This is a genomic window from Paraburkholderia diazotrophica (assembly GCF_900108945.1).
Lineage (GTDB): Bacteria > Pseudomonadota > Gammaproteobacteria > Burkholderiales > Burkholderiaceae > Paraburkholderia > Paraburkholderia diazotrophica.
This window is the reverse complement of record NZ_FNYE01000021.1, coordinates 108,415-128,482: the sequence shown is the minus strand read 5'-3', so window position 1 is coordinate 128,482 and position 20,068 is coordinate 108,415. Positions and strand designations below refer to the sequence as shown.

Genomic DNA, 20,068 nt, shown 5'->3' with positions numbered 1-20,068 from the left:
GAAATGGCAATTCCCGCATATATGTGGCTCAAGGATGACGGTGGCGCCGACATCAAGGGCTCGGTCACCGTCCACGATCGCGAGGGCAGCGTGGAAGTGGTGGCGTTCGATCACGGCATCCACATTCCGACCGACGGCAACACCGGCAAGCTGACGGGCACCCGCGTGCACGCGCCGATCACCTTCACGAAGGAAACGGATGCATCGACGCCGTATCTGTACAAGGCCGTAACGAGCGGTCAGACGCTGAAGTCGGTCGAAATCAAGTGGTACAAGATCGACGATGCGGGCAAGGAGAAGGAATACTTCAACACGAAGCTCGACAACGTCAAGGTCGTTGCCGTGCGACCGAAGATGCTCGACATCAAGATCCCCGACTTCGAGAAGCACAACCATCTCGAAGAAGTGGAACTGCGCTACGAGAAGATCACCTGGTCGTACAAGGACGGCAACATCATCCACTCCGACACGTGGAACGAGCGCTCGTAAGCGCTGCATCGTGACGGGCCTCCCCGCTTGGGCCTATCCGGAGGCCGTCATCGTTTCCGGTCCGTTCGCGCGGACCGGCTTCCTCCCAGTTTTCCTTCTGCCATGATTGCCCGAGATTTTTCCCCGTTCCTGCGTCGTCTCAACGATCATTGCGCGCAAGCGCTCGCCGATGCTGCGAGTCTGTGCGAAACGCGCGCCCATCGCGACATCGAGGTCGAGCACTGGCTCATCAAGCTGCTCGAACTCGGCGATGGCGATCTCGTCGCGATCCTGCGGCGCTATGAACTGGACGCCGACGCGATCTGGAACGGTCTGCTGGGCGCGATCGACCGGCTGCCGCACGAGTTGCGCGGCAAGCCGGGATTGTCCAACCGTCTCGGGCAACTGCTGGAAGCAGCGTGGATGCGGGCGTCGCTTGAAACGTCGCGCACGGGCGATGCGGCCATTCGCTCGGCGCATCTGCTGGCTGCGCTCGCCGATACGCCTTCGCTGCTCCGCGCGCCGGATGCGTGGGCGTTGCTGTCGGTATCGCCTGCGCAGATCGAGCGGCTCATGCCGGAGCTCGACTGTGTTTCCGTCGAGGCGCCGCGCGCCCGCGCGAATGCGACGACACTGTCGCAAGCGGAGTCAATGCCGGCCGGCTCTTTATCCAGCGGCGATCACGCGCTGCCGGAGGCGCCCGTGGAGCATATGGATCGTCAACCCGTCAGCAGGCAGCACTCGAACGATGCACTCTCGCGATTCACGATCGACATTACGCAGAAGGCGCGAGAAGGACGCATCGATCCTGTCTTCGGCCGCGATGTCGAGATCCGTCAGATGGTCGACATTCTCGCGCGCCGGCGCAAGAACAATCCGATTCTGGTTGGCGATCCCGGTGTCGGCAAGACGGCGCTTGTCGAAGGGCTGTCGCTGAAAATCGCGCAAGGCGATGTGCCGCTCGCCATTCGCAACGTCACCGTGCTGACGCTCGATCTCGGACTCTTGCAGGCGGGCGCAGGCGTGAAGGGCGAATTCGAGCAGCGCCTGAAGAACGTCATCGAAGCAGTCCAGCAATCGCCCGTGCCGATCCTGTTGTTCATCGACGAAGCACACACGCTGATCGGGGCTGGCAATTCCGCGGGCGGCGCCGACGCGGCGAATCTGTTGAAGCCCGCGCTTGCGCGCGGAGAACTGCGGACAATCGCTGCGACGACATGGTCGGAATACAAGCAGTACTTCGAGCGCGACGCCGCGCTCGAACGGCGCTTCCAGATGGTCAAGGTCGACGAGCCGGACGACGACAACGCCTGTCTGATGCTGCGTGGACTAAAGGAGCGCTACGCGCAGCACCATTACGTGCATATCACCGACGCTGCCGTCGCGGCCGCCGTGCGGCTGTCGCGACGCTATCTGACGGGGCGTCAGTTGCCGGACAAGGCTGTCGATCTGCTCGACACCGCGGCCGCGCGCGTGCGGATGAGTTGCGAGGCGACGCCTCTGGCAATCGCCACGCGCGAGGCTGAGAGCGCAGCGCTCGAGGTCGAGCGCAAGGCGCTGGTCGAAGATCAGGCGGCGGCATCCGCTGATGTGGGCGAGCGCATCGAGGCGATCGATTCGCGGCGTGGCGAACTGGACACCGATCTGCGGGCACTGAAAGACACGCTCGCTACACAAAAGGAAACGGCGGCGCGCATCGTCGCGTTGCGCGAGCAATGGCGAATGGCATCGGACGATGCGACGCGCGACGCGTTGCAGCGGTCCATGCGCGAGGCGCACGCCGCACTCGCGCAGCACGGCAGTGACGCACTGGTCCATGCGGAAGTCGACGAGGCGTCGATCGCAGATGTGATCGCCGACTGGACGGGCGTTCCCGTCGGCAGTCTGCTCGAAGACGAACTCGCGACGCTGCTCGAACTGGAGACGCGGCTGGCGCGCGTCGTGGTGGGGCAGGGCGAGGCGCTTGCCGCGCTCGGCAGAAGTCTGCGCGCGGCGAAGGCAGGCCTCAAATCGGACGAATCGCCGCTAGGCGTATTTCTGCTGGTGGGCCCGTCGGGTGTCGGCAAAACGGAAACGGCGCGCGCGCTCGCCGACCTGATGTTTGGCGGCGAGCGCGCACTCATCACGATCAATCTGTCGGAGTATCAGGAAGCGCATACCGTTTCGCAGTTGAAGGGCTCGCCTCCTGGCTATGTCGGCTATGGCCAGGGCGGCGTGCTGACGGAAGCGGTGCGTCAGCGTCCGTATAGCGTGATCCTGCTGGACGAAGTGGAGAAGGCGCACCGCGACGTGTTGAACCTGTTCTATCAGGTGTTCGACCGAGGCTTCATGCGCGACGGCGAAGGACGCGTCATCGACTTTCGCAACACGGTGATTCTGATGACGTCGAACCTGGCAAGCGAGCAGATCATGGCCGCAATCGACACAGCAAACGACGCTGCGGGCGAGGCGCCGCGAGAAACCGACAATGAACCTGTTGTCGAAGCACACCCGGATTCGGGCGAGGAACCCGTCAGCGATGCGATGCTGATGGAAGCGGTTCGGCCGGCGCTGCTCGATCATTTCCAGCCGGCGTTGCTCGCGCGTTTTCAGACGGTGATCTATCGGCCGCTGTCCGCAGCGGCGCTCGCGACCATCGTTCGGATGAAGCTCGACAAGGTCGCGCAACGGATTGCAAGGCGTTTCGAAGTCTCACTCGCCTGCGACGATACGTTGATCGATGAACTGGTGCGCGCGTGTCAGACGCCGGATTCAGGCGCGCGCAACATCGATGGTCTGCTCGATCAGCAGATTCTGCCTGTGCTGTCGCGCGAACTGCTGCTGCGCTCGGCGAAGGGCAGATTGCCGAATCGCATACGGTTGTCGTGCAGCGACACGGACGGCATGATCGTCGATTTCGAAGACGCGCCGCTCGGAGTCGAGGCACCCGTATGAGCGGGGGCGGCGGACCTGGGCTCTTCGAGATGTTGACGGGACATTTCGCGAATGGCGTCGCCATCGACGAGTTCGACGCCCAGACACAGACGTTTCTGTCCGTGCAGGACAACATCCATCGGATACTGAACAGCCGCCGCAACGGTCTCGCGCATCTGCCGGACTATGGGCTCGACGACCTGTCCGAGATATACCGGCACTTGCCGGCGTCCGCGCACAAACTCAGGCGTGAGATCGAGGTCACGCTGCTCAAATACGAACCGCGTCTGTCCAGCATCGAGATCAGCATCGAAGCGACCGCGCCGGGCATGCTGCTGAGTTTCACGATGGCTTGTCATTTGCGCACGGACGGGCTCGTGCGCTTCGGCACGCACTTCACGCCGGACGGACGCACGCGGCTGAAAATGCTGAACCGTGACGCCGACCGATACTAAGCTTCCCGATTTGCGTATCGCGGTCCAGATGCTTTGAGGTGAGGATATTCGGGAGTGAGTCTTCCGGGGCGTTTCTCACGCACCTCAAGCAGGATCGCTGCTGCGAAGAATGCATGAAAAAGCCCGCATTTCCCGGCAATTTCGCGTTTTTCTGAAGAGCGGCGAGTCCGCAATGGGGCCGTTCATGATGTCCACGATCAGGTTGCCTCAAGCAAAGGTGAGGCTTTTCGGGACTTCACTCCTGCGCTACACGACTGCGCGCTTACTGCGGCAACTCCCGCACATCCGCAGTCGCCACGGCGCCGAATGTATCGCTCAACGCGTAGCTGATCAGCTTGGCCGCCGACTCTTCCGGCGTCGACAGTTTGCCGCTGCTCTTCAGTTCCTCGAACTTCTCGCGCATCGGGAACTTGTCGAGCCCCGTGCTGCGAATCTCCGCCTGCATGTTCGTATCGACGACACCCGGCGCGACGCTGCAAATGCGCAGCGCCCGGTTCTCGTCGAGCGCGACGGAGCGCGCGTGATGATCGAGCGCGGACTTCGTCGCGCAGTAGATGCTCCAGCCCGAGTACGGATGACGCGCGGCGCCGCTGGAAATATGGACGATCCGCCGATCGCCGGCATCGGGACTCGCAGCGGCGAACGCGCTCGCCAGCATCAACGGCGCGGACACGTTCAGCGTGACGGCTTGCGCGATCGCGGCGATATCCTGCCCTTCGACGGGGCCGATCGGTTGGACCATGCCCGCATTGTTGAACAGTAGCGCCGTTTGCGCGCCTTTCAGGAAATTGCGCAACGTGTCGCCGGAGACGAATTGCGTGAGGCGTTCCGCATTCGACAGATCGACTTCGACCTGTTCGACATCCTGCCGCCCGATGAGCGCATCATTGCGCGAGCGTGAAATGCCGAGCACGGCAATGCCTTGCGCGAGCAGCTGTTCGGCGAGCGCCGCGCCGAGGCCGCGCGTATGACCGGTGACGATGGCGCGAACGGAAGTAGTAGCGTTCATGTCGAGGTTCTAAAGAGCCGTTGATGTGCCGGACATTTTCTCACGCAGGTCTCACTCTTGCCGGAAGCGCTCGCGGTATTGCTTCGGCGTCGCGCCAATACGCTTCGTGAACACGATACGCATGCGATCGGCCGTGCCGAAGCCGCAATCGTACGCAATGGTCTTGAGCGCCGCGCCGCTGCTTTCCAGCAGCTTGCGCGCCGCGTCCATCCGCGCGCGCTCGACGAACTCATGCGGCGTCACGCCCGTATCCTGCACGAAGATTCGCGCGAAATTGCGCGCGCTCATTCCCGCGACGTCGGCCAACTGTCTGACCGTGAAGTTCTCGCGGATGTTCGCCATCACGTGCTCCAGCACCTTTGCGACGGGCGAGCTTTCGTCGGCGGGCGCGGTCAGGTAAGGGCTGAACTGCGATTGCCCGCCCTGACGCTGCGAGAACACCACGAGACGCTTCGCTACTTTCAGCGCGGTCTGCGGGCCGTGATCCTCGGCGACGAGCGCAAGCGCGAGATCGATGCCCGCCGTCACGCCCGCCGATGTCACGAGCCGGTCGTCGCGCAGATAAATGCGATCGAAGTCGACGCGCGCTTTCGGGAATTGCGTCGCGAGCTGTTGCGCGTGCTGCCAATGCGTCGTGACGTTGCGCTCGTCGAGCAGGCCCGCGTGACCCAACGCGAACGCGCCCGTGCAGATCGAGCCGTAGCGCCTGCATTGCGATGCGACGTTCGCGAGCCAGTCCGTGAGGCGCGGATCGGGCACATTCTCCGGCAACGCAGGGCCACCGGCGATCAACGCGAGATCGAAGTCCGAGCGCTTCTGGTCGAATGTTTCGTCGGCGATGAACGTGATGCCGTTCGATGCGCGCAGCGGCTTGCTGTCGGCGGCGAGCAGCGTCACTTCATAGCGGTGGTTGCCATCGATGAAACCGTTCGCTTCGGAGAAGACATCGACGGGACCGGCGACATCCAGCGCCTGGACGCCCGGAAAGATCGCTATGGCGACGCTCGGCATTCGATGACCTCGCAGGCAACGCGTTGAAAAGAGCGCACAGGATAGCAAATCCGCTTTTGAGGCCGGCGCGCAGGCAGCCACGCCGCGCAGCGCAGCGCAGGAGCAGCGCGAATAGCGGAGATGTATCCATCGGGAGCATTCAAAGCGGGGTCACGGCACGATTCGCGGCACAATATCACGCATTGCAGTCTCGACACTGCGCGTCATCGTATTCGCCATGACCCTGAAGAACCTCCACCGCCGCCTTGACCTCACGACCTTGCAACTCTTCATCGCCGTCTATGAGGAAGGCACGCTGACGCGCGCTGCGGAACGCGAGGCCATCGCCGTATCCGCAGCGAGCAAGCGTCTGCTCGAACTCGAGCAGGCGGTCGGCGCGACGCTCTTTCAGCGCAACGCGCGCGGCATGACGCTCACGCCCGCAGGGGAAACGCTGCTGCATCACGCACGCCGCGTGATGCGCGGCATCGAGAACATTGGCATCGAACTCGCGGGCCACGCGAGCGGCGTGCGCGGCTATGTGCGGATGATGGCGAACCTCTCCGCGATCGTTGAATTCCTGCCTGAAGATTTGCGCGCGTTTCTCGCCGTCAACGAACGCGTGAAGATCGATCTCGAAGAGCGGCCGAGCGGCGGCGTCGTCGAAGCCGTCGCGGACAGTCTCGCCGATCTCGGCATCTGTTCCGGCGAAGCGGACGCGCGCGGCCTCGAAGCGACGCACTACCGGCACGATGCGCTGTGTGTCGTGATGCGCGACGATCATCGCCTCGCGGAACGCACGAGCGTTGCGTTCGCGGAAACGCTCGACAGCGATCACGTCGGCCTGCATTCGGCCAGTTCGATCAACGCGCGCACGCATATGGCCGCGCGCCAGGCGGGCAAGCCGCTCAAGCTGCGCATCCACGTGCCGGGCTTCGACGCCGTGTGCCGGATGATCCAGGCGGGCATGGGCGTCGGCGTGCTGCCGATCAACGTCTACCGCATCATGGGGCGGCCTCTGGGCCTCGTCAGCGTCGCGCTCGAAGACGACTGGGCCGAGCGCGATCTGATCATCGTCACGCGCGACGCGGCGCGCCTTTCGCCCGTCGCAAAGCTCTTGTTCGACCATCTGCGATCTGTCGAAGCCTTGTCCAGCAAGGCTTAGCGCGGACCGTTCGCGAACCGCGAACGGCCGTTGGCGAAATGCGGTTGGACGCTGCGGCGGCCGCGCTTCTAACCTTGTCTCCAACATGAATTCACATTGGAGACAGCAACATGAGTGGTCCGTTGCAAGGTATCCGCGTCGTCGAAATCGGCACGCTGATCGCGGCGCCGTTCGCCGCGCGGCTGCTTGCCGAGTTCGGCGCGGAAGTCATCAAGATCGAAGCACCCGAAACGGGCGACCCGCTGCGCAAGTGGCGCAAGCTGCATGAGGGCACGTCGCTCTGGTGGTATCTGCAATCGCGCAACAAGAAGTCGATCTGCGTGAATCTCAAGTCGGCCGAAGGCGCCGACGTCGTCAAGCGTCTCGCCGCCGACGCCGACATCGTCATCGAAAACCTGCGCCCCGGCGCGCTCGAAAAGCTCGGCTTGGGCTGGGATGTGCTGCACGCGATCAACCCGAAGCTCACGATGGTCCGCATTTCCGGCTACGGACAGACGGGCCCGTATCGCGATCGTCCGGGCTTTGGCGCGATCGGCGAGGCGATGGGCGGCATTCGCTACACGACAGGCGATGTCGACGGCGCGCCGGCGCGCGTCGGCGTGAGCCTCGGCGACTCGCTCGCGTCGCTGCATGGCGTGATCGGCGCGCTGATGTCGGTGCTGCGCGTGAAGACGGGACAGGGCGACGGGCAGGTGGTGGACGTGTCGCTCGTCGAGAGCGTGTTCAACCTGATGGAAAGCCTCGTGCCCGAATTCGATCTGCTTGGCCATGTGCGCGAGCGCAGCGGCGGCGCGTTGCCGGGCATTGCGCCGTCGAACACGTATCGCACGGAAGACGGCGGCTTCGTCGTGATCGCGGGCAATAGCGATCCCATCTTCAAGCGACTGATGCATGTGATCGGCCGCCCCGATCTCGCCGACGATCCCGCGCTCGCACGCAACGATGGCCGCGTCGCGCAGACCGCGATGCTCGATGCCGCGATCACCGCGTGGACCTCGCATCACTCGATCGACGACGTGCTGGCCGCGCTCGAAAGCGCTGAAGTACCGTCGGGCCGCATCTATTCCGTGGCCGACATCGTCGCCGATCCGCACTATCAGGCGCGCGAGATGTTGCTGAAGGCCGACTTGCCGGGCGGCGCATCGGTGAAGATGCCGGGCATCGTGCCGAAGCTGTCAGAGACGCCGGGCGAAGTGCGCTGGCAAGGGCCGACGCTCGGCGAGCACACGTCGAGCGTGCTGGCGGATCTCGGCTATGAACAAAGCGAAATCGAGCGGCTGCGCCGCGAAGGAGCTGTGCAATGAACTTTGACGACGATATCCGGTTCGACCGGCTGATCGTGCAGGAAGTCGCGCCGCGCGACGGCTTGCAAATCGAGCCGACGTGGGTCGAAACAGCCGACAAGATCGCGCTGATCGATCAGCTGTCGACGGCGGGCTTTACGCGCATCGAGGCAGGCTCGTTCGTTTCGCCGAAAGCGATTCCCGCGCTGCGCGACGGCGAGGCGGTTTTTACGCAGATCCAGCGACGCGAAGGCGTCATCTTCGTTGCGCTCGTACCCAACGTGAAGGGCGCCGAGCGCGCGCTCGCTGCGCGCGCCGACGAGTTGAACCTCGTGATGTCCGCGAGCCAGACGCACAACCGCGCGAACATGCGCATGAGCTGCGAAGCGTCGCTCGATGCGTTCGGCGATATCGTGCGGCTCGCGCGGCACTTCACGGTGTCGATGAATGCGACGGTCGCGACGGCATTCGGCTGCCCGTTCGAAGGCGCGATCGACGAAGATCGCGTGGTGTCGATCGTCGACACGTACCGCGAAATGGGCATCAACGGCATCACGCTCGCGGATACGACAGGCATGGCGAACCCGCGCCAGGTCACGCGGCTCGTCAAGCGCGTATTGCAACGCGTGCCTGCCGACGCGCTCACGCTGCACTTTCACAACACGCGCGGCCTCGGTCTCGCGAACGTGCTGGCCGCGTATGAAGCGGGTGCGCGCCGTTTCGACGCGGCGCTCGGCGGCCTTGGCGGATGCCCGTTCGCGCCGGGCGCGTCGGGCAACATCTGCACGGAAGACCTCGTCAACATGTGCGACGAAATGGGCATTCCAACGGGCGTCGACTTGCAGAAGCTGATTGCGTTGTCGCGCACGCTGCCGGCACTGCTCGGGCACGACGTGCCGGGGCAACTGATGAAGGCAGGCCGCAATTGCGATGTACATCCCGTGCCCGATTACGTGCGGGCCATCTGACGCATTTCATTTACTTCGACAACAACACTGACGACCGGACGGCATCGCCGAATCCGGCGTGGAGACAAGCATGAGCACACCAGGCGCAGTAGCGGCCGACGGCCGCGACGACAAGCTATCGGCGACCGCCGACATCATCAGGAAGGTAGCGTGGCGGCTAATGCCGCTCATTATGATCTGCTACCTGTTCGCATTCTTCGACCGTATCAACATCAGCTTCGCGAAGTTCCAGCTGCAAAGCGATCTCGGCTTTTCCGATACTGCGTATGGTCTCGGCGCAAGTCTCTTCGTGATCGGCTATGTGCTCTTTGAAGTGCCGAGCAACATGCTGCTGTACAAGGTCGGCGCGCGCAAATGGATCGCGCGGATCATGATTTCATGGGGGCTCGCGACGGCGGCAATGGTCTTCGTCACGAACGAATGGCAGTTCTATGGACTGCGCTTCGTGATCGGCGCAATGGAAGCGGGCTTTGCGCCGGGCGTGCTCTACTACTTGACGCTGTGGTTTCCGGCGAGCTATCGCGGACGTATCACGTCGCTGCTGTTTCTTGCATCGGCGTTTTCGGGTCTGGTCGGCGCGCCGATTTCAGGTCTCGTGCTCGGTCAGATGGACGGCGTGTTCGGCATTCGCGGCTGGCATTGGCTCTTCATGCTGGGCGGCTTGCCGTGCGTCGTGCTGGGCATTCTCGTGCTCAAGGTACTGAAGGATCGCATCGACGATGCGGGGTGGCTGTCGCCCGCCGAGAAGACGTATCTGTCGACTCAGGTCGCGCAGCAGGCGCAGCCGACGGCGCACGGTCACTCGCTGCTCGGCGCGATCCGCACACCTGGGTTTCTCACGCTGGGCCTCGTCTATTTCCTGATTCAGATCGCGTCTTACGGCCTCAATTTCTGGGCGCCGCATCTGATCCGCAGCGCCGGCACGCACAACCCGACGGTCATCGGTTTGTTGACGGCCGTGCCGTATATCTGCGGCGCTATCTGCATGGTGGTGGTGGGGCGAATGTCGGACGCGTCGGGCGAGCGCCGCAAGTTCGTGAGCGCGCTGCTGGTGATGGCGGCTGTCGGATTCTTTGCCGCAGGCTTCTTCGACAAGCAGACCGTGATGCTCGTCGTGGCGCTCGCCGTGCTCGGCGCGGGCGTGATCGCTTCGATTCCTGCGTTCTGGGCACTGCCGCCGAAGCTCGTGACGGGCGCGGGCGCCGCGGGCGGTATCGCGCTGATCAATACGCTGGGACAGTTGGGCGGAATCGTGAGCCCGGTGATGGTCGGGCGCGTGCGCGATGTAACGGGAAGCACGACTCCGGCGTTGTATGTGATCGGCGCGTTGAGCCTGATCTGCGCGTTGATCGTTCTGTATGGTCTGCCACAGTCGCTGCGGCAGAGGGATCATACGGGGCGGGCGAATGGGTGATGGGTTCGCGATCCGATGATAAAAAACGCACGGCAACCCGCCGTGCGTTCTTCATTTCAAGCCTGCATTTCAAGCCTCCAACTTCCCCGCCGCCGCATCCTACCGCGACTGTATCTGCAACACGGCATCGCGCTTATCCAGCAGATGTTGCCGCAAGATCGCGCTAAGACGCTTGCCGTCGCGGGCCTCCAGCGCCTTCAGCATTTCATCGTGATCGTGGATCGCGCGATCCCACTTCGGGGTCTGAAAGTTCGAGCGAAAGCGCAGCGCCTGCAATCTGCGGTTCACCGCCACGTACGTCTGACGCAGTGCCGAATTGCGCGCGGCCTCGTTGATCTTGTCGTGAATCGCCTGATTGCGGCTGTAGTAGCCGGCCAGATCGTTTTGCGTGCGGCACGCGAGCATCGCATAGTGCAGTGCCTTGATGTCGGCCAGCTCGGCAGCCGTCATGCGCTCGGCGGCCAGTTCGCCTGAAAACGCCTCGAGCCCGCTCATCAGCTCGAACGTCTCACGTATCTCCGCTTCCGACATCTTCGACACCGACGCGCCGCGATTCGGCTCGATATCGATCAGCCCTTCCGCCGCGAGCACCTTCAGCGCCTCGCGCAACGGCGTACGCGAAATGCCGAGCGTCTCGCACAACTCGCGTTCATTCAGCTTCTTGCCCGGCTCCAGCACGCCTTCGACGATGAAGCGCCGGATGTGTTCGACCACCGTGTCGTGCAGACGCTGGCGTTCGACCTTCGGCATCAGGGGAGGCGGTGTCAGGCCTGCGTCAATGTCCGAATTTTGCATACAAAAATCCTCAAGCGATATGCACCGATTTTAAAGCATGCAAGTCTTTCCGAGGAAATGCGCGGGTAAACACTGCCTTGGGCCGATCGCGATCCGTTGTTATAGTTTTTTGCATGCAAAATTCAATCGAGGAGATCGACCGATGCTGAAGCTCGACTTTCATCCCGCAGGCCGCCACTTTTTGCAGATACCGGGTCCGAGCCCGGTGCCCGACCGCATCCTGCGGGCGATGAGCTGTCCGACCATCGACCATCGCGGTCCCGAGTTCGGCGCGCTGGGCCTGAAAGTGCTCGAAGGCATCAAGAAGATCTTCAAGACGCAGCAACCCGTCGTAATCTATCCGGCGTCGGGCACGGGCGCCTGGGAGGCCGCGCTGTCGAACACGCTGAGCCCCGGCGATCACGTGCTGATGTACGAGACGGGCCACTTCGCGACGCTGTGGAAAAAGATGGCCGACAACCTCGGCCTGAAGCCGGAGTTCCTGGGCCTGCCCGGCATCGAAGGCTGGCGACGCGGCGTGCAGCCGCAGATGATCGAAGCGCGTCTGCGCGAAGATACGCAGCATGCGATCAAGGCCGTGTGCGTCGTGCACAACGAAACGTCGACGGGCGTCACGTCCGACATCGCGGCCGTGCGTCGTGCGATCGATGCGGCGGGCCATCCGGCGCTGCTGCTTGTCGATACGATCTCGGGCCTCGCGTGCGCCGACTATCGCCACGACGAATGGGGCGTGGACGTGACCGTGTCCGGCTCGCAGAAGGGCTTGATGCTGCCGCCCGGCATCAGCTTCAACGCGGTTTCGCAGAAGGCGATCGAGGCGGGCAAACACGCGAAGCTGCCGCGCGCGTTCTGGGACTGGGCCGAAATCATCGAAATGAACAAGAGCGGCTACTGGCCGTATACGCCGAACACGAACCTGCTGTACGGGCTATCAGAAGCGCTCGACATGATTCTCGGCGAAGGGCTCGACAACGTGTTCGCGCGTCACGACCGTCTCGCAGAAGCTTGCCGCCGCGCAGTGCGCGCGTGGGGCCTCGAGATTCAATGCGTCGATCCGTCCGTCTATAGCCCCGTGCTGACGGGCGTGATGATGCCGGAGGGCATCGATGCCGATGCCGTGCGCAAGGTCATCTACGAACGCTTCGACATGTCGCTCGGTACGGGCCTCGGCAAGATGAAGGGGCGCATGTTCCGTATCGGCCATCTGGGCGACTGCAACGACCTCACGCTGATGGCGACGCTCGCGGGCGTCGAAATGGGCCTGCAACTCGCGGGCGTGCCCATCGCTGCCAGCGGACTGCCCGCCGCGATGGAGTTCCTGATGTCGCAGCCGAACGCGCCGAAGCTCAAGGCGGCCGCGTGATCCGCCGATAAACATCAGCGGTGAAGGAAGCGAATCACACTGCTTTCTTCATTCGAAGACGATGACGAGACGCAGTGATCCGCACGCCTCGTCAACGCGACACACGACAACAAGAAAGAAGCACGCAAGCGAACAGCACCACAGACGCGATCAACGCAAACGGCAGACCACGCAGACGGCGGCTCGCGCGGCATCACGGCTGAACAGCCCGCGCGAACCCGCCGTCGCAAGCAACGGAGACAGACGATGAAGCGGTTTCGTGTGACCAGTGCGACCAGTATCGTTCTACTGATGCTATGCATCATGTACTTCATCACCTACCTTGACCGCGTCAACGTCAGTACGGCGGCTGCGGGCTTCGGCAAGGAGTTTCATCTTTCGCATACGGAAGCCGGGCTCGTCTTCTCGGCCTTCGCGTATCCGTATCTCGTGTTCCAGATCATCGGCGGCTGGGTTAGCGATCGCTTCGGCGCGAAGCGTACGCTGATCGCGTGCGGCGCTATCTGGGCCCTCGCCACGCTGTTGACGGGCTTCGCGGGCGGCCTGGTCTCGCTGCTGTGCGCGCGCGTGCTGCTCGGCTTCGGCGAAGGCGCGACCTTTCCTGCCGCGACGGCTGCGATGTCGCGCTGGGTCGCGAAAGAAAAACGCGGCTTCGCGCAAGGCATCACGCACTCGGCGGCGCGCATCGGCAATGCCGTTGCACCCGGCGCGATCGTGCTCGTGATGACAACGTGGGGCTGGCGCGAATCGTTCTATATCTGCGGCGCCTTCAGCTTGCTGTGGGTCGTCGTGTGGGCGCTGACGTTCACCGAGCATCCGAAAGAGCATCGCCGCATCACGCAGGCGGAACTCGACGTGCTGCCCGCGCCGAAGGCCAAGACCGCAAACGTGCCGTGGAAAGCGCTCTTCAAGCGCATGGCGCCCGTGACCGTCGTGTACTTCTGCTATGGCTGGACGTTGTGGCTTTTCTTGAGCTGGATTCCGCAGTACTTCCTGCACAGCTATCACCTCGATCTGAAGAAGTCGGCTGTGTTCGCTTCGGCGGTGTTCTTCGCGGGCGTGATCGGCGATACGCTCGGCGGCATCGTCACCGACAAGCTCTTCGAGCGCACGGGCAGCCTCAAGCGCGCGCGCAGCTGGATGGTGTCGATCTGCATGCTGCTCACGCTTGCGTCGCTGGTGCCGTTGATGCTTACGCACAACGTGTATGTGTCGATGGTGTGCCTGTCGTCGGGCTTCTTCTTTGCCGAGATGACGATCGGGCCGATGTGGGCGATTCCGATGGACATCGCGCCGGAATACGCGGGCACGGCGAGCGGCATGATGAATACGGGCTCGGCGCTCGCGGCGATCATTTCGCCTGTGCTGTCGGGCTATCTGATCGATTCGTTCGGCAACTGGGAACTGCCTTTTGTGGGCAGCATGTTGCTGATGGCGATCGGCGTCGTGCTCGCGTTCCGCATGCAACCGGAAAGCCGTTTCGCAGTCGGCGCCGAGCCGGGCGCACAACCTGCCACGCGCTTCAATGCGTGAACCTTGCTAACGTCTGAATGAACATGCTGAGCCGACAACTCGCCGACGCGCGCGCCGATCACACGACGCTCGCGTCGCTTTCGACCGAACTGATTCCCGCCGACGCAAGCGCCGCTTACGCGATCCAGCACGAGCTGCTGGCATCGCGCGGCGCGCGCATCGGCGGCTGGAAAATCGGCGCGAAATCCACCGAGGGCGCGATTCAAGGCGCGCCGCTGCCATCGACCGATCTGCACGCCGACGGCGCGCGTCTGCCGCGCGCTCACTACAAGCCGCTCGGCCTCGAACTGGAAATCGCGTTCCGCTTCAACCGGCGTTTCGAACCGGCCGAGGACGCGTATCATGAAGTGGAGGTGCTCGACGCAATCGACTCGATGGCGGCCACGATCGAAATCGTCGCGAGCCGCTTCGAGCAGTGGCCCAACGTCGACAAGCTCGCGCAACTCGCGGACTTGCAGAATCACGGCGCGTTGATTGTCGGCGAGTTCACGAAGTACCGGCGCGATTTTCCGTTCGTTGCGCCTTCGCTTACGTTCTCGTTCGAAGGGCGCGACGTCGTGAAGGCGGCGCCGTCGAATCCGTGCGGCGACCCGCGGCGTCTGCTGACGTGGCTCGTCAATCACTGCACGCAGCATTGCGGCATTGCCGTGACGCCCGACATGATCGTGACGACGGGTTCTTATACGGGCATGTTCTTCCCACAGGAGGCGGGCACCGCGCGCGGACACATCGAAGGGCTCGCGCCCGTCAGCGTCACGCTCGAATAGTCCCGCTCTTCAGGGCTCGCCTATCGCCTATAAGCCTCGCCTTCCAGGCATTCTCACAGGCCGAAGCACATGTCGAACGCCAACTCCACTCTGCTCGTCAAACCGATCCATCTCGTGCCGTCGTCGGCGCGCATGGGGACGCCGCTCGCGAACCGGCTGCGCAAGGAACTGCGCGGCGATGTGCTGTTCGATGCCGCAAGCCGTGGCCGTTATTCGACGGATGCGTCGATCTATCAGATCACGCCGATCGGTGTCGTCGTGCCGTGCGATCAGGACGATCTGCGTGTCGCGCTGGACATCGCGCGCAGCGAGCACGTGCCGCTGCTCGCGCGCGGCGCGGGTTCGAGCCAGTGCGGACAGACGGTGGGCGAGGCGCTCGTCGTCGATACGAGCAAATGGCTCAATCAGGTCATCGATTTCGACAAGGACAAGCGCACGGTGACGGTCGAGCCCGGCATCGTGCTCGATCATCTGAATGCATGGCTGAAGCCGCATGGCCTGTGGTTTCCCGTCGATGTGTCGACGGCGGCGCAATGCACGATCGGCGGGATGGCGGGCAACAACTCGTGTGGCTCGCGCTCGATCGAATACGGCAACATGGTCCACAACGTCGAAGCGATCGACGCGATTCTCGCGGACGGCAGCGAAGCGCATTTCGCTTCGCTGCGCAACGCGCCGCAGGGCGCGCGCTTGCAGCAGATTCTCGAAGGCGTGAAGGCGATTGCGCTACGCGAGCGCGACGAGATCGTCGCGCAGGTGCCGAAGGTGTTGCGGCGCGTCGCGGGCTACAACATCGATCTGTTCGATTGCCAGAATCCGCGCGACTATACCGACGATGGCTTTGCAAATCTCGCGCATCTGCTCGTCGGCTCGGAGGGTACGCTCGCGTTCAGCCGCCAGTTGACGCTGAGGCTCGCGCCACTGCCCGCATACAAGACGCTGGGCGTGGTGAACTTCCCGACGTTCTGGCAGGCGATGGACCTCACGCAGCACATCGTGGAGCTCAAGCCCGTCGCTGTCGAACTGGTCGATCGCACGATGATCGAGCTCGCGATGAGCAATCCTGCGTTCCGGCCCGTGATCGAAAAAGCGCTGGTCGGCAGGCCGGAAGCGATTCTGCTCGTCGAGTTCGCCGGCGAGGATCGCGATGCGCAGCTTGCGTCGCTCAGGCAGCTGACGGAGCTGATGGCCGATCTCGGCTTGCCCGATTCCGTCGTGCAGATGCCCGACGCCGCCGAGCAGAAGGCGCTGTGGGAAGTGCGCAAGGCGGGCCTCAACATCATGATGAGCATGAAGGGCGATGGCAAGCCCGTATCGTTCATCGAAGATTGTGCGGTGCCGCTCGAACATCTCGCCGAATACACGAGCCGGCTCACGGACGTGTTTCATCGCAACGGCACGGAAGGGACGTGGTACGCGCATGCGAGCGTCGGCACGTTGCACGTACGGCCCATTCTCGACATGCGACGCGACGGCGCAAAGAAGATGCGTGACATCGCAGAAGAAGCGGCCGCGCTCGTGCGCGAATACAAGGGCGCGTATTCGGGCGAGCATGGCGATGGTTTGTGCCGCGGCGAATGGGTCGCGTGGCAATACGGTCCGCGCATCAATCAGGCGTTCAGCGAGATCAAGGCGCTTTTCGATCCCGACAACCGGATGAATCCCGACAAGATCGTGCGTCCGCCGAAGATGGACGATACGCACAACTTCCGCTTTGCGCCCGGATACAAGGTGCGCGCGTTGACACCCGCGCTCGACTGGTCGACGTGGAATGTCGAGCGGGATCCGCTGACGGGCGTCGAAACGGCGCCCGGAACGGGCAGCGATCTGGCGGGCGGCCTCGCAAAAGCCGTCGAGATGTGCAACAACAACGGGCATTGCCGCAAGTTCGATGCGGGCACGATGTGCCCGAGCTATCGCGTGACGAAGGACGAGCAGCATGTGACGCGTGGGCGCGCGAATACCTTGCGGCTTGCGCTGTCGGGACAGCTTGGGGCGGAAGGGCTCGCGAGCGAGGACGTGAAGGATACGCTCGATCTGTGCGTGTCGTGCAAGGGCTGCAAGCGCGATTGCCCGACGGGCATCGACGTGGCGAAGTTCAAGATCGAGGCGCGCGCTGCATGGGTGCAAAAGCACGGTCTACGCTTGCGCGAGAAGATGATCGCGTTCATGCCGCGTTATGCGGCGCTGGCGGCCAGCATGCCCGGCGTGTTCGCATTCGCTGCGAACTTGCCGTCGATCAAGCGCGCGTTAGGCTTCGCGCCGCAGCGTTCGTTGCCGCGCTTCGTCAAACCGTTTCTGAGCGACGCCGATGTGAACGCTGCATCTTCTAATGCTTCGAAGCAAGCACAGAAAGAAGTGCTGCTATTCGTCGATACGTTCAACAACAGCATCGAACCGGAGAACGCGCGCGCCGCGCAACAGGTGCTCGAAGCAGCGGGCTATACCGTGCACTTCAATACGCGGGCAGGGGAGCGTCCTCTGTGCTGCGGGCGCACGTTCCTCGCAGCGGGTCTCGTCGACGAAGCGAAGCGCGAGGCGCGCAGAACGCTCGATGCGTTTAGGCCGTTCGTCGAGCGAGGCGTGTCCGTGGTCGGGCTGGAGCCGTCGTGTCTGCTGTCATTGCGTGACGAGTATCTGCAATACGGCTTCGGCGAAGAAGCGCAGCGTCTGTCGAAGCGCGCGATGCTGTTCGAGGAGTTTCTCGTCAGCGAGCAGAAGGCCGGCCGCCTGAAGCTCGAATTGAAGCCGCTAGGCGGTGGTGTGAATCAGGCGCTCGTGCATGGTCATTGTCATCAGAAGGCGTTCGATGCGTTTTCGCCCGTGCAAACCGTGCTGAAATGGATTCCCGATCTGAAGGTGTCGACGGTCGAATCGTCGTGCTGCGGAATGGCGGGCAGCTTCGGATATGAGGCGGAGCATTACGACGCATCGATGGCGATGGCCGAGTTGTCGTTACTGCCCGCCGTGCGCAAGATCGGCGCGAACACGGTGATGGTCGCCGACGGGACGAGTTGCCGTCATCAGATTCACGACGGCGCGGGTGTGGAGGCGGTGCATGTTGCGCGGGTGTTGGTGCGGGCGTTGGGGTAGTGCTATTGCGCAGGCGGCAGAGGGCGGTCGGTTGGTTCTCTGGTTTCTAGAACTGCGCGATCATCTGGAGGCCGATCGTCACGCGCGCGGTTGGGAAGCCGGCCGGTTTGTAGATCGGCGTGCCCGCGAACAGGTCAAAAGAGAGCCCCGCATACTTCGCCGGCACGCGGCCGCGAATGCCGATGACCGCGCCCGCGAGTTGCGTTCCCGCCAGTATCGCTGTGTTCGGACCGAACACGCGTCCGTAGTCGATTCCGGCGTAGAGCGCCTGTCCTGTCTGTCCGATCGGCCATTGCAGTTCGTTGCGCCAGTAAAAGCCTTTTTCTGCCGCGAGCATCGTTTCGCCGTCGAAACCGCGTACCGTGTAGCGGCTGCCGATCGTCAGGTCATCGATGAAGAACAGCGTGTCGTTCGTGTACTGGCCGTGAAGGGTCGTCACGTAGCGAAAGTTTTGTGACGCGATGGAGAACGGCACTGACAGGTTCGCATCGAGCACGACCATTTTGTACAGGTAGGTCGGGCGCGGCTTGCTGTCGTCGGTGGCGAAATACAGGGTTGGGTCAGGGTCGCCCGTTGCGCCGAGGTCGCGAATGCCCTGTCGATACGCAAGCGTGCCGTCGAATTGCGACGCGCCGAAGTAATGGCGGTCGGTCACGCCTGCCTCGATGAATGTGTTGTTGCGGTGCTGGATCGGTATGGTCGTGCCGTCGATGAAGCTCTCGCCGAAGCGCTTCGACAGTTGCAGCTCCATACCGAATACGTCGTTCTGGCTGCGCGAGAGGACGCGCGCGAGTCGGAGAGCGGCAGTCTGTGCGTTGCCGCTCGACACGAACGTCTGGTTCACGCCTGCCAGTGGTTGATAGTAGGTGTTCGTGTTACCCGAGAGCGTCGCCGTCCAGTAGCCCCAAGGCACGGAGTACGAGCCATTGAAGCCGTGCGAGCCAAGCGTCTTGTTGCCGAATGACAGGTCCTGGTTTGCGCCGAGTGCGAGCACGTCGTTCAGCCCGAGCGGGTTGTCGAGGCCGACACTGATATTGCCTTGCCACTTGCCGGTTGCTTTCGTGCCCGAGTTGTCGACCGATGCGACGACGCTCCAGGGCTTGGAACGCTTCACCGTAATCACGACGTCACTTTCGCCTGGTGCTTCGGTGGGCTCGATCTTCATGTCCACGTCCTGCGACGCTACGCGCTTCATCTGCTCCAAGCCCTGTTCGAGGTCGCGCAGGTTTAGCAGGTCGCCGTCGTGTGCGGGAAACGCCGACTTCCACGTACCGCGCGTGTCTGGATCGGCAAAGCGCAGATGCCGCACGACGCCAGGTACGAGTGCAATTTTCAGCGTGCCCCTCGATACGTCCTGTTCAGGCAGCAGGACGCGCGTTGTCACGTAGCCGTGACTCAGGATTGTTTGCTGCAAACCTTTTGTGAGCGTGTTGAGTCCGGCCTTGCCGATGCATTGGCCCTTGTAGTGGTCGAGCCAATCACGCGCGAATGCCAACGGATCGAGCGGGAGTGCGGACACGCCGCGCTTGCGGATCGCATCGGGTAACGTTGACGGTACTTCGAGCGCGAACGTGTCGATACGGAAACACGGCGATTCAGTCGGCAGTACGGGAAAGCCTTCGGCCTTGGGTGCGGTGGAGCGCACGGCTGGAGCGTTGACCGTTTGCGTGCGCTGCTGTGCGTCGCGCTGCTGCTGTAACTGCTGGTTCTGTTCGCCGTTCGCGCGAGCGGCTGCGGCTTCGTCTGCTGGCGTCGGCGCGCGTTGCGCGGAGGCGAGTGTTACCAGGGCTGTGAGCGGCAAAGCCGCCAGCCTCTTACTGATTTTCATTGTTGAGTTGGTCCCTGATTCTGC

At 63.1% G+C, this 20,068-nt stretch carries 15 protein-coding genes; 11 read left to right on the top strand and 4 right to left on the bottom strand.

The window, feature by feature from the left end; all coding sequences use genetic code 11:
- The first annotated feature begins 3 nt into the window (after positions 1–3).
- The 3 genes from BMW76_RS24555 (at position 4) to tssE (ending at position 3,836) form a co-directional block, all read left to right on the top strand.
- Positions 4–489: an Hcp family type VI secretion system effector gene (locus BMW76_RS24555; RefSeq protein WP_090869906.1), complete on the top strand. Its 486-nt coding sequence runs from the start codon at positions 4–6 to the stop codon at positions 487–489.
- A gap of 102 nt (positions 490–591) precedes the next feature.
- On the top strand, positions 592–3,402 hold the full coding sequence (gene tssH, locus BMW76_RS24550) for a type VI secretion system ATPase TssH (protein WP_090869904.1): 2,811 nt from the start codon (positions 592–594) through the stop codon (positions 3,400–3,402).
- Entirely contained in the window at positions 3,399–3,836 is a 438-nt protein-coding gene (tssE, locus tag BMW76_RS24545; protein WP_090869902.1) for a type VI secretion system baseplate subunit TssE, read from the top strand. Before tssH ends, tssE begins: the two co-directional genes overlap by 4 nt.
- 262 nt (positions 3,837–4,098) lie before the next feature.
- On the opposite strand, the gene BMW76_RS24540 is transcribed toward tssE, so the two are convergent.
- Complete coding sequence (locus tag BMW76_RS24540) at positions 4,099–4,845, bottom strand: SDR family oxidoreductase (RefSeq protein WP_090869900.1); 747 nt, start codon at positions 4,843–4,845, stop codon at positions 4,099–4,101.
- A 51-nt stretch (positions 4,846–4,896) separates the two neighbouring features.
- Entirely contained in the window at positions 4,897–5,856 is a 960-nt protein-coding gene (locus BMW76_RS24535) for a GlxA family transcriptional regulator (protein ID WP_090869898.1), read from the bottom strand.
- Positions 5,857–6,073: 217 nt separating this feature from the next.
- Here BMW76_RS24535 and BMW76_RS24530 point away from each other — a divergent pair, with 217 nt between their 5' ends.
- The 4 genes from BMW76_RS24530 to BMW76_RS24515 all read left to right on the top strand — a co-directional run bounded on the left by BMW76_RS24530 (position 6,074) and on the right by BMW76_RS24515 (position 10,665).
- Positions 6,074–7,000 (top strand): LysR family transcriptional regulator, encoded by a 927-nt coding sequence (locus BMW76_RS24530; protein ID WP_090869895.1) that lies wholly within the window; start codon positions 6,074–6,076, stop codon positions 6,998–7,000.
- Positions 7,001–7,110: 110 nt separating this feature from the next.
- A complete protein-coding gene (locus BMW76_RS24525; protein ID WP_090869892.1) occupies positions 7,111–8,304 on the top strand; it encodes a CaiB/BaiF CoA transferase family protein in 1,194 nt (397 codons plus the stop codon).
- Entirely contained in the window at positions 8,301–9,251 is a 951-nt protein-coding gene (locus tag BMW76_RS24520) for a hydroxymethylglutaryl-CoA lyase (protein ID WP_090869890.1), read from the top strand. Before BMW76_RS24525 ends, BMW76_RS24520 begins: the two co-directional genes overlap by 4 nt.
- Before the next feature lie 70 nt (positions 9,252–9,321).
- Positions 9,322–10,665, top strand: coding sequence for an MFS transporter (locus tag BMW76_RS24515; RefSeq protein ID WP_090869888.1), 1,344 nt, complete (start codon positions 9,322–9,324; stop codon positions 10,663–10,665).
- Positions 10,666–10,764: 99 nt separating this feature from the next.
- On the opposite strand, the gene BMW76_RS24510 is transcribed toward BMW76_RS24515, so the two are convergent.
- On the bottom strand, positions 10,765–11,460 hold the full coding sequence (locus BMW76_RS24510) for a GntR family transcriptional regulator (protein WP_090869886.1): 696 nt from the start codon (positions 11,458–11,460) through the stop codon (positions 10,765–10,767).
- Positions 11,461–11,602: 142 nt separating this feature from the next.
- Here BMW76_RS24510 and BMW76_RS24505 point away from each other — a divergent pair, with 142 nt between their 5' ends.
- The 4 genes from BMW76_RS24505 (at position 11,603) to BMW76_RS24490 (ending at position 18,216) form a co-directional block, all read left to right on the top strand.
- Positions 11,603–12,823: a pyridoxal-phosphate-dependent aminotransferase family protein gene (locus tag BMW76_RS24505; RefSeq protein ID WP_090869883.1), complete on the top strand. Its 1,221-nt coding sequence runs from the start codon at positions 11,603–11,605 to the stop codon at positions 12,821–12,823.
- Positions 12,824–13,069: 246 nt separating this feature from the next.
- Positions 13,070–14,356 carry an MFS transporter gene (locus tag BMW76_RS24500; protein WP_090869881.1) on the top strand — a complete coding sequence of 429 codons (1,287 nt, stop codon included), beginning with the start codon at positions 13,070–13,072 and terminating at the stop codon, positions 14,354–14,356.
- 17 nt (positions 14,357–14,373) lie between these two features.
- Complete coding sequence (locus BMW76_RS24495; protein WP_090869879.1) at positions 14,374–15,123, top strand: 2-keto-4-pentenoate hydratase; 750 nt, start codon at positions 14,374–14,376, stop codon at positions 15,121–15,123.
- A gap of 69 nt (positions 15,124–15,192) precedes the next feature.
- A complete protein-coding gene (locus BMW76_RS24490) occupies positions 15,193–18,216 on the top strand; it encodes an FAD-binding and (Fe-S)-binding domain-containing protein (RefSeq protein ID WP_090869876.1) in 3,024 nt (1,007 codons plus the stop codon).
- Positions 18,217–18,262: 46 nt separating this feature from the next.
- Here the strand turns inward: BMW76_RS24490 and BMW76_RS24485 are convergent, their stop codons facing one another.
- On the bottom strand, positions 18,263–20,044 hold the full coding sequence (locus BMW76_RS24485; protein ID WP_090869874.1) for a ShlB/FhaC/HecB family hemolysin secretion/activation protein: 1,782 nt from the start codon (positions 20,042–20,044) through the stop codon (positions 18,263–18,265).
- Positions 20,045–20,068 lie beyond the last annotated feature (24 nt).